Below are 15708 nucleotides of genomic sequence, written 5' to 3'. Positions count from 1 at the left end.
TCACACTTCCCTTTTTAAGAATTCGTTCATATAAGAAAAACTTTCCTGCACATGGAAAAAGCGGATTCCAAGAGCAAAAAAGCCGTGAAGTGCATCTTTGATCCGGTGTACTTCTACATAATTACCAGCCTCTGCCAGTTTTTTTCCATAATCTTCGCCTTCATCACGAAGAGGATCAAACTCTGCTGTGAGAATCAGGGTTTCTGGCATATTAGAAAAATCTCTTGCCAGAAGAGGTGCAAAATAAGGGTTGACCCGATCCTCCGGACAGCTCTCATACAGATTCAGATAATCCTGCATTTTCACTGCAGTAAGCAGATAGTCCGTACCGTTCTTCTGCACCGAGGCATAGGGCGAAGCGGCTGTATACGTATTATATAAGGCCGGATAAATAAGAATCTGCCGGTATACCTGGAATTCTCCATTGTCCCTTGCCATAAGAGCAACTGCGGCTGCAAGATTTCCTCCGGCACTGTCACCCATAATAGTGATTCTTCGGGAATCTGTATTCAGGATCAGATTATTGGTATAAAGTGCTTTCGCCGCTGCATAACAGTCCATCAGAGCCGTTGGAAAACGGTATTCAGGAGCAAGCCTGTATTCCACGGATACTACAATATGACCGGTAGACTGAGACATTCTGGCACATACACGGTTATAGGTATCCACACTTTCTGTCACCCATCCTCCGCCATGAAAAAATAGAAGAACTGGAAAAGTATGGCCTTTTTCCACCCCGTTTGTCATGGCTTCTTCAGTAGGAAAATAAATCCGCAGAGGGATTTCGTAGTCCCCGTTGAAAATCTGGATATCCATTTTTTCAGAAAAATATTCATGGCATCCAGCTTCTTAATGTCCACCAGTCTGCGGGAGGATTCCACTTCGATATTGCCGTAGGAAAGGGTGTGGAGAATTGCTCGCATGGTTTTGGAAATCATGGCCTGTATTCCTTTCTGGTTTTAAAATCAAGCTTCATCAGACTGTTCTGTTATGGAAAAATCAGTCTTCTGCATTAGCTGGCAGGCATCAGATAGAACGGAAGCCTTTTCCAATGATTTCGCTGCTGTTTACGATGGTAATAAATGCATGAGGATCAATCTGTCTTAAATGAATACGAAGACGGTTGGTCTCGCTTCGGGTAAGCACAGTCATCATTACCTTCTGCTCCTTCTTGGTATAGATGCCAAAGGCCTTCTGCTCTGTGGCAGAACGATGCAGGTCATTGATGATGAACTCTTCTACCTGCTCCGGATATTTACTAATGATTGTACATACCTTTCTCAGGTTCAGACTCTCAATTGCACTGTCTACTACAGTGCATTTCAGGATCATTCCAAGAATACAGTAAAGTCCGGTCTGGGCACCGTAAAGGTAAGCAGCGATCAGCACAATTCCCAGGTCACTGACCAAAAGGGCACGTCCGATCTCAAGGCTGGTATATTTGTGCAAAATCATTGCCACAATATCAGTACCACCAGTGGAGGCACCGACATTAAATACCATAGCAGCTCCCACTGCTGGGAGAATAACTGCAAAACACAGCTCCAGGAACACGTCATGTGTAAGTGGCGAACTAAGGGGATAAATAGCTTCACAGGCACTTACATAGAAAGACAGGGCAAAAGAGGAATAGACAGTCCAGCCCATGGAGCGGATTCCAAGGAAGAAAAATCCAAGTACAACAAGTGCTGCATTGACGATCCACATAAATGCACCTACATTCCACTTCGGAAATAAGGTAGAAAGGATAATAGACAGACCAGATGTACCACCAAATGCGAAATGGTTGGGTGTTTTAAAAATAGCAATTCCAACCGCTGTAAAAATCAATCCCAGATTCAGAATGATAAAGAACATCAGGTTGTCTTTTGTAAATATATTTTTTTTCATAAAACGAGTCCTCTCCTTCTTTCGGTGAACTCAGTATAACGTAAAAAATGAGTCCTGTAAAGAAACGGAATCAAAGAATCCCGCAAGGCAGAATTATACAAACTCTGTTTTCCCGCTCTTCTTCGCTGCATCTATAAGCTCTCCTAATCGCTTATTGCAGCTTCCAACCGGAACAGCCGTGCAGATTATCCTCTCACAGCTTTCCATGGCTTTTTGCGCCTTCTGGAAGGCTTCTTCACTGATTTCCCTGAAGGGTTCTTCCGTGATCACCTTTGAAGCCAATAGTCTTGCCAGGCGGTAATCCACGTCATTGGTGTAAAGAATACCTGCAATAAAAGGTGTATGCTCTTTCTGCAGCTGACGGAATATGGGAATACCAGTGCCGTTTCCACAGATTACGAAAGTTTTCGCTTGTCCGTCTGGTTTCGGAAGCTCAATACTTCCAAACAGGGGATCAAAAAATCCATTGTTGATCTCATACAGCTCCTTGATCATGTTCTCTTCAAAAATATCTTCCGGCTTTCCAAAATGAGAAATAGTATCTCCCTTTACGCAGATGATCTTATCTGCAATTTTCTGTGCCAGATCGATTTCGTGAAGAGACATGATAACTGTGATCTGCTTCTTTTTTGCCATATCCCGAAGAATGGATAAAAGATCCAGCTTATGTTTGATATCAAGGAAAGAGGTTGGCTCATCCAGAATAATAATATCCGGTTCCTGGCAGATCGCACGGGCAAGAAGCACTCTCTGACGCTGGCCATCGCTGATGTTGTTAAAGTCACGACTGCCAAGCGATTCCGCATGCACCGCTCTCATGGCTTCCTCTACCTTTTCCTCATCCTCTCTGAAAAGAATACCGAGTCTGCCTGTATAAGGGTAGCGTCCGGTTGCCACAATATCATGACAGGTCATAAGCTCCGGACGCATTCGTTCCGTAAGAACTACTGCCATGCGTGTGGAAAGCTCTTTATAGGAAAAAGAATTCAGATTGCGATCATCAAAGTAAACTTTTCCACCAATGATCTGCAGCTGTCTTGTGATACTTTTCAGAATCGTAGATTTACCAGAACCATTTGGACCAATGAGGGTTACAATCTCCCCTTTTTTAATTCCAATACAGATATCATGAATTAAGGCCTTTTTGTCATAACCGACAGAAAGGTTATCCATATGAAAATAGTAATTATCCATTTCAGTTTCCTCTCTTCTTCCGCAACATCATGAAAATAACAACAGGTGCTCCAAAGATGGAGGTAACGGTACTGATATTCAGCTCCAGAGGGGCAAAAGCCATTCTGGCAATCAGGTCACACATCATACAGAAAACTGCACCGCCCAGGAATGTTCCCGGAATGATTATAAGTGGTCTGGATGTGCCGAAGCTTCTTTTCATCAGAAATGGGACTGCAATTCCAACGAAAGAAATCGGTCCTGCAAAAGCAGTTACAGTTGCTGATAAAATACTGGAAAGCAAAATCAATGCAACACGGAAGAATTTGATATTTACGCCCATGCTTTGTGCATAAGCTTCTCCCAGCTGATAAGCACCGATGGGCTTTGACAGCAGGAAGGTCAGGGCCAGGGTAATTCCTACCACCACACAGGAAATGTAAACGTTACTCCAGCTCATACCGGAGAAGCTTCCCTGTGACCATCCGTGAAGATTTACAATATCGGAATCATCTGCAAAAGTTACCACAAAATCAGTTACTGCAGAACAGATATAGCCAATCATGATTCCGGCAACCAGAAGGGTGGCCATGTGCTTGATCCTTTTTGAAATCAGAAGAATAAAACCTATGGAAATCAGGGAACCAATAAAAGCTGCAATGATCAGAGTGTAAGAAGTTACGTTTACGGCTCTGCCAAGATAATAAATCATGGTAAGAGCTACTACCATTTTCGCACCGGAAGAAATTCCCAGAACAAAAGGTCCTGCAATGGGATTTTCAAAAAAGGTCTGGAGAAGAAAACCAGATAGGGATAAGGCACCTCCAAGAATGGCAGCCATCAGGATCCTGGGAAGACGGATTTTCCAGATGATGCTGTATTCTTTTGTATCTGTGGCTTTTTTCAGCAGGATATCTATGATCTCAGACAGAGAAATATGAACATTTCCTGTGTTGATATTCAAAACTGTGATCAGGCCAAAGGCCAGGATCAGCAGAATGAAAACCATAGCGTAACGAGATCGTCTCTTAAAATTTTCCATGTGGAAGCTGGTTCCAGCGGATTGATTGCTCATTTTATTTTTCTCCATTTTTGTTTCATTTACAACAGAACCTGCTGTCAGCTCAGCTTATGAAGAAAAGTCATATCCTCTTCACTTCCGCCGGTAAGCATCAGGTTCAGATCTGTGATCAGTTCACCAATTGTATCTGTATGCTGGTACATGGAATCATCAGTTACCCAGACATTTCCCTCTTTTACGGCTTTAAAATCAGCCATCAGACTTTCTTTTGCAAGAAGATCGTCTATGCTTTTTACAGACGCATCAATACTGGAGTTGTAGATCAGATAATCTGCATCTGACGCAGTATTATAGAATTCCTCCATGGTAATGGCAACGGAAGTTTTCCACTGTCATCCTGAAGATCTGCGAATGCATTTCTTCCACCGGCAATCTCGATCATGCTGGAAATATAATCTTTAGGATTACGTACTACAGGAGAACCGCTGGTATTGATGTAGAAAAATGCAACTGTTTTTTCTGTATTTGTAAAGTCCTTTAGCTTCTCAATAACCTGTGCCTGCTGGTCAAAGAAGGTCTTTGCCTCCTCTTCTTTGTTCATCATTGCGCCATAAAGCTTGATCCACTCTGTACGTCCAAGGGGCTGGCTCTCATAGCTGGAGCGATCGGTGAAAACAGGAATTCCAAGAGTTTCGATCATCTCCTGTACCTTCGGTGCATGAAGGATCATGGTAGACTCTATTGCAAGATCACAGTCGTCACCTACCAGAAGCTCGTAATCCGGTTCATCGTATTTTCCCGCAAAGGTCATTTCGCCGTTATTGATAGCATCAGCTGCTGACTGGATATACCAACCGGAAGCATCAAGACCTGACAGCTTGATGGAGTCTACACTTCCGATTGCATCGAACAATGCCATCGGGGAAGTGGCTGCCATGTAGATGGTGTCAAGTGGCTGCTGAAGGATCTGGATTTCAGGATCCAGATCATCAGGTGCCTCTTTGCCCTCTGGGACGATCAGATATCTGGCATCATCATGGATGTCCAGAAGTTTGTAACCGTCATTGTAATAATACACGTCAAAGCATTCTGCAAAAGACAGATCCATGGCGGATTCATAGGTCAGACCTGCAATTTCAGGTGCAGCATTTTCTTCTGATGTGTCAGAAGAAGTCTCCCCGGAAGCATCTGCTTCCAGGTTCTCCTCTTCTGCCCATACCGGAGTAATGGCAGTAAATGTCATAACTGTTGCTGCAAAAATACTTAAAATTTTATATTTCAGCTTTTTGTCATACATTTTTATTTTCTCCTGCTGATTATTCTTGCTACTGTGCATATGGTGAAGAATAGTAATTTATTCTTCCTCATCAGTTACAAAAATTGCTTCGTAAGCTTTTTCCCACTCAGCTTTTGCATTGTCATCCTTTTCATCTGCAGAACGGTCCACGATAAACGGGATTTTCAGAGTGGAATATTTCTCTGCGGAATCTTTCAGAAGGTTTTCTTTTGCTTCTGTGTCTGCTTCCTCTGTCGGGAGAATATCAGAAGAAAGGATAGAAATACCGCACTGACTCTTTACAAGAGCTTTGTAATCTGTATCTTCGTCTTTTCCTGCAAAAGTTACGGAACCATCTTCCAGAGCAGCTGTAAGGCTGTCTACCGTACATTCCTCTTTTTCCATTCCAAGAGCAGTAACTTTGTCTGTAAGATCAAGCTTATCCAAAATGTTAAGAGCATCTGTAGAAGCCACATAAGCAGATTCTACCGGCTGGTTGATTACGATTACATCTTTATCAAGTCCTGCAGGGATAACAGCACCCTCAGGTACGATCAAGTATTTTATAACATTGCCCATGTAGAGCTTTTCTGTACCTGTAAGTTCCTGGGAATCAGCAGCTTCTGTTTTTGCATTTTCTTTTCCGGAATCAACAGTTTCCGGTTTTCTTGCAGTATCTGTTGTCATATCTACTTCAAGAAGGGTAATGCCCTTTGCGTAGTGATAAAGCTTAAAGTATTTTGCATGCTCAAGAGTAGTTTCGTCTTTATACTCAAGACCTGTGATCTCTGGTGCAGAATCATCCAGCTTCTTGTTTCCTGTGGAAAGCATGCTGTTGTCATCTGCCGGGTTATCCTTGTCTGTTTTCTTCGGATCGTTTGCACCCTTTAAAGCGATATAAATGGTGTAAGTGATTTCATGAGCCTGGGACATTCTGGTTGTCATACCAATGATCGTATTATTCTGGTTCAGTGCTACCGGAATTGTGAAAGTAGAAGTTCCGCCGCCACATGCACCGTAGTATTTATTTCCATTGGCTTTTACATAACCGTAATATTCACTGCTGAATACAATAGTCGCATATGCCTGACCATTTGTTACCGTAACTTTGTTACAGGAAATGCTGACCTTTCCAGAACCACCAGACCAGGAGAAGCTGTCAGGAGTATAGGTTCCATCTGCTAATGTAGTAGAACTGTTTACAGATGCTGTTCCGCCGCTTAAGTCAGATTCGTATTTGGATTCCTCTTCCGGTTTCTTGTCTGGCTTTGGAGTTGCTGTTGGTGTAGGGGTTGCTGTCGGTTTTTTATTTGGTTTTGCAGTGGGTGCAGGAGTTGCTGTGATTGTTGTGTCAGGAGCAGTGTCTGGCTGCGGATCATCCTGTACGTCACCTATCTTATTCAAAGTGCCGGACTGGAAAGTCAGGATCCTGTCATACCAGATCTGGTTTTTGTGGGAAAAAGCAGCAACTGCAATTCCATTGTCCAGGGCTTCAACAGGAATCTCATATGTATATTTGCCATTTGCGTCTGCCACATATGGAACCCAGGTGGAGGAATCGGCTGCGGCAGCTTCTTCTTTTGTTCCCAGACATAGATAGTCGTAACCAGTTCCGCTTAAAGTAAGAACAGCTGTCATTTTTCCGTTTTTGGAAGTGAGCACACAGTCAATTACACGGAACATAGATGAACTGGAGTTTACTGTAATATTATAAATTCCGCTTGCACAGCTGCCTGGAGCAGGGGTTGCTGTTGGCTCTGGGGTGGTGGTTGCTTCCGGAGTTGTGCTTGGCACTGGAGTTTCAGTTGGTGCAGGAGTCTCAACCGGTGCCTCGGTAGGCTCTGGGGAAACAGTTGGTTCCGGTGTTGGAGCAGCCTCTCCATATCCTGGAACCGCCGGTACGGTAATCGTCAATATACCCTTTGCGTACCAGTTCTGGCTCTTCTTGGAATGAGGAACGACTGCTATTGTCTGAGCTTCCTTGCTTGCAGTAACTTCAAAGGTGTAGGTATAGCCTCCTGCACTGTTCTCTACTCCTTTGATGGAATTTGCTTCTTTATCAGAGTCATTGGCACTGCCAAGATAGATCATGTCATAATTCTGTTTTGCGGTAGAAAGTGTGACAATATATTTATCCTCCGAAACCTTTACAGTGGAACCGGTGATTACGAACATTGCAAATTCATCACCGTTTTCTTTTACAAGCTTGATTCCGGCATCTGTAATCTCATTCTGGGCTGGTGCCTGGGTTGGAGCTGCAGTTGGCAGTGGAGTGGCAGTTGGCTCAGGGGCTGCAGTTGGCTCTGGAGTAGCTGTTGGTTCCGGGGCTTTCATTCCTGGAACGTTCAGTTTCAAAGCCATATTTGTGTACCATTTCTGATTTTTTACAGAAAATGGTACGATGCTGAAAGTCTGGACCTGTTCACTGGCAGGAACCTCAAAAATGAAAGTATAACCATCTTCATTTTCTGTACCAACGATTGCTGCTGCATTTTTTGCTTCGTCAGGATCTTCTTTAGAACCAAGATAAAGCTTCTCATAGTTCTTTCCGTCAGTATTGAGGGTTATCTTAATTTTATCACCATTTAATTCAGCAGAAGAGCTTTTGATTTTAAGCATTTTATATGCACTGTTATCTTCCTTGTCAATGGTCATGTTGGAACCATCTGGGTTCAGATCCTCTGGCTTTGTTTCTGATTTATCTGTCTCTTCGGTTTTGCCCTCTTCTGTTGTTTCTGGTGCAGCTGTAGGCTGTGGAGCTTCTGCTTCCTCATTTTTGCTTTCTTCAGCAGGTGATGCAGTAACCTCAGGAGTGGTCTCAGAGGCAGGTGTTTCTGTAGCAGCAGGTGTCTCTTCCACAGCAGAGGCATCCACTGCTGCCGGAGTTACTGTAGTGTCAGTGTTTTCTTCCTCAGCTGTTGCGTTCTCCTGCACAGGAGTCTCAGCAGCAACAGCAGTCTTCTCCGCCTCTGTTTCTGGAGTTGGTGTAACAGAAACCTGTACGTTTGCATCCTCATTTTCTGCCTGTGTAAGTACAGCAGGAGTGACCGTCATCGCGACGGAAAGGAACAGTGCAAGAAAGCGTTTTGAATTTCTTTTCATTTCTTTTTCCTCGATTCTTCCTATTATTTTATAATCTGAATAAATCCCAATTGCTTCTGGAGCCTGTTTGTACAATGGGCAATCCTGACAGGATTATTTCAAAAAAATGCCTGCTTCCTCTGAGAAAACAGGCACTAAAAATTCAATATATTGTATTATCAAATATATTAATGAGAATGAAGTACTTTCTTCGGAAGCTTTCATTAAACGAATTCAGCAGGTTTCCTGACTTACAGATCAACACAGAATCCATCCTTCTCAGCAATATACCAATGGTTTCACTGGATTCTACTCCCTGTTTACAGTGACCGGATCGTTCAGGACTTTCACCTGATTCCCTCTTAGAGCGTGTTGAAAAAACATTCCCACAATCTGCACGCTGTAGCAGACAGATATGTCTGGCACTGAAAACGGATTTATTCAATTCACCTCATTATAGCAGACCGTTATGTCGAAATCAATAGATTTATAGGGTTATTGCTTGTATTTACTGTACCCGACTTCATCTGTGCGGAGAAGTGTTCCATTCTCATCGTAGACACTGCGGTAGGTTTTACAGGTGTTTGGATCGGAATGCTCTGTAGTAATCTCTACCGTATTATTGTCAGTTTTGGTTCCGTAAATGGATACCGTTACGGCTTCCTCTTTTTCATCGTAAGAGGCTTCAATTTTAATTGGATAAGCAGTATTATTCTGAAAACGGAAATCCTGACCTCCCCACACCACTGCTGCGTCCAGACCATCCTCAACATAATCAATTCGGGCAGCGTGATTATGACGCTCAACAATGGTCAGATCAGACTGCAGGCATGCCATAAACAACGTAGTGGAAATCTGGCAGATTCCGCCTCCGATATCCTGGGCATGTTCGCTCCTACAATTACAGTTGCTTCCCTGTACCCTCGTTCCTCTGTACGTGGACCTAAAGTATCGTTGTAGGAAAAAATCTGTCCTGGCTGAAGTTCCACTCCATCACAGGCTTCCACGGCAAGCTTCAAATTGGCAACACGGTTTTCAGTACCGCCGCCATATGTAGTATAAGTACCAAGAAGATTCAGATAAGGAAGGGCTTCTATCTCTTCTGTAGAAACTTCGGGCAGGGTAATTTCAAGGGGGATGGTGATCACTGCCCCTTCTTTTGCTTTTTCCAGCTTCTTTGCAGTTGACTTCACATCAAATGAAATTCCGGTAACTGCCGGAATAATTTCATTATTTTCCCCCAGAGAAGCATCTGTGGCTTCTGTATGTATCTTTTCATAATAGGCTTCCAGATCCAGTTCCTCTGGAGGTGTCTTCATAGTAGGACATTCGATAACAGCTTCATAATCTTCTATGGAAATTGCTTTTAGAATCGCTTCTTTCAATGCATCCATATCCGGACCGATTCCGGTTTTTCCCTTAGTGATAACCAGCTCTGTATCTGTAAGTTCACAGGAAGTCTGTATAGTGGTGGATCCCTTTGAAATTCCAGCATCCTCCAGAAGCGTGTCCAGTTCGTCTTTGTTTCGGGCTTCTGGCATAAGGGTGACTTCTTCCTTTGTCTTGCTGTTCATCAGTTCGATGCGGTCAGTTCCATGAGTAAACCAGGCACCATGTCCAAGAGCATAGGCACTTTCTACAATTGATTTTACATCAAGACCGAGAACAGGATAGATGGATACCTTAAAGTTCTTTCCATTCAGGGTAATGGTCATCTGTGTGTTCTCATATTTTTCCTGAAAATCTTTTGAAATTGCGTCAATGGCTTCCTCTTTGGTCATTCCCTGAATGGCTATGCCGTTTATTTTAAGCTTCTTCCAGATTACATTATCTGTAAGAAAATGACACCACAGCCCATACGCACCTGCCAGAATCAGAACCAGGATCAGAACTTTGATCACACCGTTTTTCACTTGTTTTTTCATGTAATAATTTTACCTTTTGCAGTCTTTTTAGAGCGTGTTTGAAAAAGGCTTTCTGCAAAATATACCGCAAAGTGGGGCGTACAGATTGCAGAAATCTTTTTTCAAACAGGCTTTAGAGCAATGGGGTAAAAAAGCATGTCCGGTTTCCGGTATGGCATGCAGCCCCTACCTGCTCTACTTTTGCCAGAATTGTATCATTATCACAGTCAATAGTCAATGATTTCACATACTGAACATGACCGGAGGTTAGTCCTTTGGTCCAGAGCTCGTTGCGGCTGCGGCTCCAGTAAGTCATTTTTCCCAGCTTCAGAGTGGTAAGGTATGCTTTCTCGTTCATGTACGCAAGCATAAGAACTTCGTCTGTTTTGTAATCCTGCACAATAACCGGAACCATGCCGTCACTGTTTAATTTGAAATCTGACCAGGACATTTTGGACTTTAATTGGTTCTGTTCCATATTTTTAATACTCCTTTATGAAAAATTCTTCTGCAATTATGCACCTGCTTTCATGCTCAATTCGAAAAAAATGAAAACAAGTGGCATATATCATATCGTCTTAATTGTAATTCTGTTTGTTCTGCCTTTAGAGACTTCCCTTCGTAGAAAGCACATCTGTAATACGAGGATCATAAGCTGCCGCCATATCCAGCGCCTTTGCAAAGCTTTTGAACATGGCTTCTGCCATATGGTGATTATTTCCCGGTGTTAGAACCTTAATGTGAAGATTCATGGCTGCCGTATAAGAAATGGCGTAAAAGAATTCCTTCACCATTTCTGTGGACATATCTCCAATTTTTTCACTGGTAAACGTACCTTCGAAGGAAAGATACGGGCGTCCCCCGAGATCAATGGCGCAAAGCACAAGACACTCATCCATTGGAAGGATGCAGCTTCCGTAACGCCTGATTCCTTTCTTGTCTCCAACCGCTTCTTTAATAGCTGTGCCAAGAACAATTCCTGTATCTTCAATGGTATGATGATCGTCAACCTGAAGATCACCCTTCACCTTTATATCCAGATCAAAAAGTCCGTGGCGGGTAAAGCCATCTAACATGTGATCGAAAAATCCCACACCTGTATCCAGACTGCTTTTTCCGGTTCCGTCCAGATTCAGCTTTATGGCAATTTTAGTTTCCTTTGTATTTCGTTCAACAGTAGCTTCTCTTGTCATGACTGCTCCTTTTTATCTTCCTCTTCAAAGCGGACTGCAATGGAGTTGGCGTGTGCAGTTAGCTGCTCTGAGGATGCAAACTGGATGATGTCCTTGTGGATTTCCTGTAATGCAGACCTGGAATAATATACAATACTGGATTTCTTAATAAAATCGTCGACGGAAAGTGCAGAGAAGAACTTAGCTGTTCCGTTGGTAGGAAGAACGTGGTTTGGTCCGGCAAAGTAATCACCAAGAGGCTCAGAACTGTACTCTCCAATGAAAATAGCGCCTGCATTTCGCACCTTCATCATTACCTCAAAAGCGTTCTTAGTGACAATTTCCATGTGTTCAGATGCAATCTCATTCGCTGCTTCAATCGCTTCATCCATATCTTCTGCAATAAGGATATATCCAAAATTTTCCAGAGATTTCTCAATGATCTCTTTTCTGGAAAGAACCTTCAGATAACCTTCAATCTCTTTCTCTACATTCTGTGCCAGTTCTGTACTGGTAGTAATAAGGATTGCAGAAGCCATCTCATCGTGTTCTGCCTGGGAAAGAAGGTCTGCAGCTACATAGTGTGCATTTGCAATTTCATCTGCAAGGACAAGGATCTCACTTGGACCAGCAATGGAATCAATGCTCACATGTCCATAAACAGCTTTTTTTGCAAGGGCTACAAAAATGTTGCCAGGTCCTACGATCTTGTCTACCTTTGGGATGCTTGCAGTACCATAAGCAAGTGCTCCGACTGCCTGTGCACCACCAACTTTGTAGATCTCATCAGCGCCTGCTTCTTTGGCAGCAACCAGAGTGGAGGGATTTACTTTACCGTCTTTTCCAGGAGGTGTGGTCATAACGATGTGAGGTACTCCTGCCACTTTTGCCGGCACAATATTCATTAATACAGAAGAAGGATAAACTGCTTTTCCGCCTGGAACATAAACACCTACACGATTTAATGGTGTTACTTTCTGACCAAGCATGGTGCCTTTTTCGGTACTGGTAAACCAGCTGTTCTGACGCTGTTTCTCATGGTAGCTGCGGATGTTTACAAGTGCCTTGCGGATAACTTCCAGTAAGGAAGCATCAACTGCTTTATAGGCTTCTTCGATTTCCTCTTCGGTTACACGTATGGTTTCCGGAGTAACCTCTACTTTATCAAATTCTTTTGTGTAAGAAAAAAGAGCTTCATCCCCTTTTTCTTTTACATTTGCAAGAATATCTGCTACTGCAGCTTCGAACTTGCCGTAATTATTAGGGCTCCGTTTTAAAAGATTTTCCAGGATATCTTTGGTAGATTCTTTTGTTAATCTTACTGTACGCATTGTGATCGATCCTTCCAATTTTATTTTATTCCAGAAAAAAACAGTAATTTCAGATTACCTTTCGTAAATCTTCAATCAGCTTACTGATTCTTTCATTTTCCATTTTCATGCTTACCTGATTCACAACCATTCTTGCTGAAAGAGGGCAAACTTCTTCTAACACCTTCAGTCCATTTTCGCGAAGTGTGCTTCCGGTCTCAACGATATCTACGATCACTTCAGAAAGACCTACAATAGGTGCAAGCTCAATAGAACCATTCAGCTTAATGATTTCCACAGTCTGATGCTTCTTATTATAGAAATAATCTTTGGCAATGTTTGGATATTTGGTTGCCACACGGATCAGCTGGTTTGAATTCAGAAGGGGTTTGGCACTATCAGGTCCGCAAACGCACATGCGGCAGGCTCCAAATCCAAGATCCATTACCTCGTAAAGCTTACGGCCTTCTTCCAGGATCGTATCCTTTCCGACAATTCCGATGTCAGCTGCGCCATATTCTACATATGTAGGTACATCTGGTCCTTTGGCAAGGAAAAAACGAAGCTTTAATTCTTCATTTACAAAAATTAGTTTACGGGAATCCTTATCTTTCATCTCTTCGCAGGTGATCCCGATTTTCTCAAGTATGGCAAGGGTTTTGTCTGCAAGTCTTCCCTTGGTAAGGGCAAAAGTCAGATATCTCATAATTCCACCTCACAAACCTTAGTTACTTTCTCTGGGCGAAGGGCTACATTTCTGCCCTGGGCGCGAAGCTCTTTGGCCTTCTGGATTGCCTGGATACGGTTTTCTTTGCGGTAAGTGATAACCGTAACGCCCTCCTCTTCCTCCATTTCGATTTTTTGTCTGGAAAGAGCCATCAGAAGGTTATCTACTACAATGGCAAACCCGATGGATGCAGCAGGCTTGCCGAAATGTTTCATCAGCTGGTTGTAACGGCCGCCCTTGATCAACGCTTCTCCTGTACCGTAGGTATAAGCCTGGAAAATGATTCCGGTATAGTAATGATATTTGCTTAACATTGCAAAATCAAAAGTAACGTATTTTTCATAGCCGTAAACTTTCAGAAGCTCATAGATTTCTTCCAGACGCGCAACCGCCTTTAATGCCTGTGGATTGTCCGTAAGGGATTTTGCCTTTTCCAGAACTTCTGTCGATCCGAACATCTGAGGAAGCTGGGAAAGAACTCTTGCAAGGGATTTATCCATGTTCTTATTCTTTACAAGCTCTTCCACACCAAAATAGTTTTTCTGGGAAATCAGCTCCCGAAGCTCTTCTTCCTCTTCCTGGCTCATGCCTGTCTGGGCAAAAATCGCTTTATAATAATCAACCTGCCCAACGCTTACCTGAAATTCGGTAAGTCCTGTCGCAAGCAGACACTCTACCGTCATAGCCAGAATCTCTGCATCTGCTTCCGGTGAATCATCGCCCATACGCTCAACGCCCATCTGGGTTGTCTCTTTCAATCTTCCGCGAAAGCTGGAATTATTGATAAAAGTGTTGCCTGTATAACACAGACTTACTACCTCTTTTTCAGGGTTAAAATAGGTGGCACAGGCTCTGGAAACAGACGGTGTAAAGTCAGGTCGAAGAACAAGGGTATTGCCTTCTCTGTCAAAAAATTTATAAAGCTCCCTGGAGGGAATGGTTCCCACTTCTTTACTAAACACTTCAAAATATTCAAATGTGGGAGTTTCTATATCTTCAAAGCCATACTGATGGAATACACGGTGAAGCTTTTCCTGAAGTTTTTGCTTTCGGCTGCATTCCTGACTGTAAATATCCCGTACACCCTCCGGCGTATGAAAAATTCTCTGCATATCATGTTTCCTCCATGTTGTTTCTTGCTTGTTAATTACATAACACTTTATCACACTACTACGATAATGCAAAATCAATGTTGATTATAGTGGAATATTCCAAGATTGTCAAGACGAAGTGTTGCGTGGTTACTGTTCACTGGTAACATTCCGCGAGATGTTTTTTGTGAACAAAGTTCACAGAAAACCCGAGAGTTGCGGCGCGAAATCATGCAAAGCATGATTTCTGTGCATCGCGAAGCGTGTTACTGTAAACGGAGTGAACAGTAACGTTGCGTGTGTTATGGCAACACGCGTGTTTCCAGATCCAACTTTAATCCCTCTAAATAAGGAACCAGAAAGCCGCTCTTTTTCGGCAGGTAATACTTCTCATCCAGTTCCTCCCTGCGGAAGCTTTTCCGTCCGCCCTCTTCCATCCGTCTCCAGTATGCCAACAGTTCCCGAAAAGGCAGATAATAAAATAAGTTCAACTGACTGAAAAATATAAGAAAAAATGCCACGCCATTCTGTTTTTCAAAGTCCTCCATAAATTTCACCTGGTGAGGATGAATATTTGCCAGAGGAAACGTCTGGGCGCTGCATTCCTTTGCATCAAAGCAGACAGGAATTCCCTGTACTGCACCTATATAGTCAACAGTACTTCGCTGGTCAAAGTATGCCAGAGTAATGTGACGGTTTTCTTTGTCCATGCGTACCGGAGTGATGGGAGTGGGAATCTTCTGTATCAGAGCAAGTCCCTTCTCCCTGTACTGCTCGTTTGTTCGGTTTACAAGGTCCTCCAGGGTAGAACCCCGGAGCCCTCTGCTGTTCCATGTCGCCATTCTTACGGTTCCTCGTAGCCAAGAAGCTTGATGGATGGATAATATCTTACAACTGCTTTCCCTACAATCTGGTCAAAGCGGACGAATGTGTTCTTCCAGAAGCGGGAATCCTTAGAATCATTTCGGTTATCACCCAGCATAAAATAGCAATTGTCCGGAACGGTATATGGACCGAAGCTTCCCTGCATTTTCTCTGGAATAAAGGAATCATCAAGAGCAGT

At 43.1% G+C, this 15708-nt stretch carries 15 protein-coding genes, 1 pseudogene and 1 riboswitch; all 16 genes and pseudogenes read right to left on the bottom strand.

Annotated features, from left to right (window positions below; all coding sequences use genetic code 11):
- On the bottom strand, positions 1 to 747 hold the full coding sequence (locus DW904_RS18540) for an alpha/beta hydrolase (RefSeq protein ID WP_347562207.1): 747 nt from the start codon (positions 745 to 747) through the stop codon (positions 1 to 3).
- Positions 744 to 938: a hypothetical protein gene (locus DW904_RS25970; RefSeq protein WP_347562206.1), complete on the bottom strand. Its 195-nt coding sequence runs from the start codon at positions 936 to 938 to the stop codon at positions 744 to 746. Before DW904_RS25970 ends, DW904_RS18540 begins: the two co-directional genes overlap by 4 nt.
- 88 nt (positions 939 to 1026) lie before the next feature.
- Positions 1027 to 1890 carry a YitT family protein gene (locus DW904_RS18535; RefSeq protein WP_118583485.1) on the bottom strand — a complete coding sequence of 288 codons (864 nt, stop codon included), beginning with the start codon at positions 1888 to 1890 and terminating at the stop codon, positions 1027 to 1029.
- A 93-nt stretch (positions 1891 to 1983) separates the two neighbouring features.
- Positions 1984 to 3084, bottom strand: a complete 1101-nt coding sequence (locus DW904_RS18530; protein WP_118583483.1) for an ABC transporter ATP-binding protein — start codon at positions 3082 to 3084, stop codon at positions 1984 to 1986.
- A 1-nt stretch (position 3085) separates the two neighbouring features.
- Positions 3086 to 4138, bottom strand: a complete 1053-nt coding sequence (locus DW904_RS18525; protein ID WP_118583481.1) for an iron ABC transporter permease — start codon at positions 4136 to 4138, stop codon at positions 3086 to 3088.
- A 44-nt stretch (positions 4139 to 4182) separates the two neighbouring features.
- The gene (locus DW904_RS25965; protein ID WP_347562205.1) at positions 4183 to 4449 is read right to left on the bottom strand and encodes an ABC transporter substrate-binding protein; all 267 of its coding nucleotides are present in this window, start codon (positions 4447 to 4449) and stop codon (positions 4183 to 4185) included.
- Entirely contained in the window at positions 4407 to 5381 is a 975-nt protein-coding gene (locus DW904_RS18520) for an ABC transporter substrate-binding protein (RefSeq protein ID WP_347562204.1), read from the bottom strand. Before DW904_RS18520 ends, DW904_RS25965 begins: the two co-directional genes overlap by 43 nt.
- Before the next feature lie 57 nt (positions 5382 to 5438).
- Complete coding sequence (locus DW904_RS18515; RefSeq protein WP_147422345.1) at positions 5439 to 8462, bottom strand: hypothetical protein; 3024 nt, start codon at positions 8460 to 8462, stop codon at positions 5439 to 5441.
- Between the two features lie 197 nt (positions 8463 to 8659).
- Positions 8660 to 8833: riboswitch (cobalamin riboswitch) on the bottom strand.
- Between the two features lie 103 nt (positions 8834 to 8936).
- Positions 8937 to 9760 (bottom strand): annotated as a pseudogene (locus DW904_RS24240) (VanW family protein).
- A gap of 718 nt (positions 9761 to 10478) precedes the next feature.
- Positions 10479 to 10823, bottom strand: coding sequence for a phosphoribosyl-AMP cyclohydrolase (hisI, locus tag DW904_RS18500; protein ID WP_118583473.1), 345 nt, complete (start codon positions 10821 to 10823; stop codon positions 10479 to 10481).
- Between the two features lie 127 nt (positions 10824 to 10950).
- Positions 10951 to 11538, bottom strand: coding sequence for an imidazoleglycerol-phosphate dehydratase HisB (gene hisB / locus DW904_RS18495; RefSeq protein WP_118583471.1), 588 nt, complete (start codon positions 11536 to 11538; stop codon positions 10951 to 10953).
- Entirely contained in the window at positions 11535 to 12848 is a 1314-nt protein-coding gene (gene hisD, locus DW904_RS18490) for a histidinol dehydrogenase (protein WP_118583469.1), read from the bottom strand. The genes hisB and hisD overlap by 4 nt, the downstream gene beginning before the upstream one ends.
- 49 nt (positions 12849 to 12897) lie before the next feature.
- Positions 12898 to 13533 (bottom strand): ATP phosphoribosyltransferase, encoded by a 636-nt coding sequence (hisG, locus tag DW904_RS18485; protein WP_118583467.1) that lies wholly within the window; start codon positions 13531 to 13533, stop codon positions 12898 to 12900.
- Positions 13530 to 14666, bottom strand: coding sequence for an ATP phosphoribosyltransferase regulatory subunit (gene hisZ, locus DW904_RS18480; RefSeq protein WP_118583465.1), 1137 nt, complete (start codon positions 14664 to 14666; stop codon positions 13530 to 13532). Before hisZ ends, hisG begins: the two co-directional genes overlap by 4 nt.
- Positions 14667 to 14947: 281 nt before the next feature.
- Positions 14948 to 15487: a Holliday junction resolvase RecU gene (locus tag DW904_RS18475; protein WP_118583463.1), complete on the bottom strand. Its 540-nt coding sequence runs from the start codon at positions 15485 to 15487 to the stop codon at positions 14948 to 14950.
- Positions 15488 to 15489: 2 nt separating this feature from the next.
- A partial coding sequence (lepB, locus tag DW904_RS18470) for a signal peptidase I (protein ID WP_118583461.1) occupies positions 15490 to 15708 on the bottom strand: 219 nt, incomplete at its 5' end.

The organism is Ruminococcus sp. AM42-11 (assembly GCF_003480145.1).
GTDB classification, from domain to species: domain Bacteria; phylum Bacillota; class Clostridia; order Lachnospirales; family Lachnospiraceae; genus Blautia_A; species Blautia_A faecis.
The sequence above is the reverse complement of the archived record's forward strand: the minus strand, read 5'-3'. Positions and strand labels throughout refer to the sequence as shown.

Bases quoted from the DNA above. Each gene is read 5' to 3' on its own strand.
- DW904_RS18525 (WP_118583481.1), bottom strand. From the start codon at position 4,138: ATGAGCAATCAATCCGCTGGAACCAGCTTCCACATGGAAAATTTTAAG.
- DW904_RS25970 (WP_347562206.1), bottom strand. From the start codon at position 938: ATGATTTCCAAAACCATGCGAGCAATTCTCCACACCCTTTCCTACGGC.
- DW904_RS18535 (WP_118583485.1), bottom strand. From the start codon at position 1,890: ATGAAAAAAAATATATTTACAAAAGACAACCTGATGTTCTTTATCATT.
- DW904_RS18475 (WP_118583463.1), bottom strand. From the start codon at position 15,487: ATGGCGACATGGAACAGCAGAGGGCTCCGGGGTTCTACCCTGGAGGAC.
- hisI (WP_118583473.1), bottom strand. From the start codon at position 10,823: ATGGAACAGAACCAATTAAAGTCCAAAATGTCCTGGTCAGATTTCAAA.
- hisG (WP_118583467.1), bottom strand. From the start codon at position 13,533: ATGAGATATCTGACTTTTGCCCTTACCAAGGGAAGACTTGCAGACAAA.
- hisZ (WP_118583465.1), bottom strand. From the start codon at position 14,666: ATGCAGAGAATTTTTCATACGCCGGAGGGTGTACGGGATATTTACAGT.
- DW904_RS18515 (WP_147422345.1), bottom strand. From the start codon at position 8,462: ATGAAAAGAAATTCAAAACGCTTTCTTGCACTGTTCCTTTCCGTCGCG.
- DW904_RS25965 (WP_347562205.1), bottom strand. From the start codon at position 4,449: ATGGAGGAATTCTATAATACTGCGTCAGATGCAGATTATCTGATCTAC.
- DW904_RS18540 (WP_347562207.1), bottom strand. From the start codon at position 747: ATGACAAACGGGGTGGAAAAAGGCCATACTTTTCCAGTTCTTCTATTT.
- DW904_RS18520 (WP_347562204.1), bottom strand. From the start codon at position 5,381: ATGTATGACAAAAAGCTGAAATATAAAATTTTAAGTATTTTTGCAGCA.
- DW904_RS18530 (WP_118583483.1), bottom strand. From the start codon at position 3,084: ATGGATAATTACTATTTTCATATGGATAACCTTTCTGTCGGTTATGAC.
- hisB (WP_118583471.1), bottom strand. From the start codon at position 11,538: ATGACAAGAGAAGCTACTGTTGAACGAAATACAAAGGAAACTAAAATT.
- hisD (WP_118583469.1), bottom strand. From the start codon at position 12,848: ATGCGTACAGTAAGATTAACAAAAGAATCTACCAAAGATATCCTGGAA.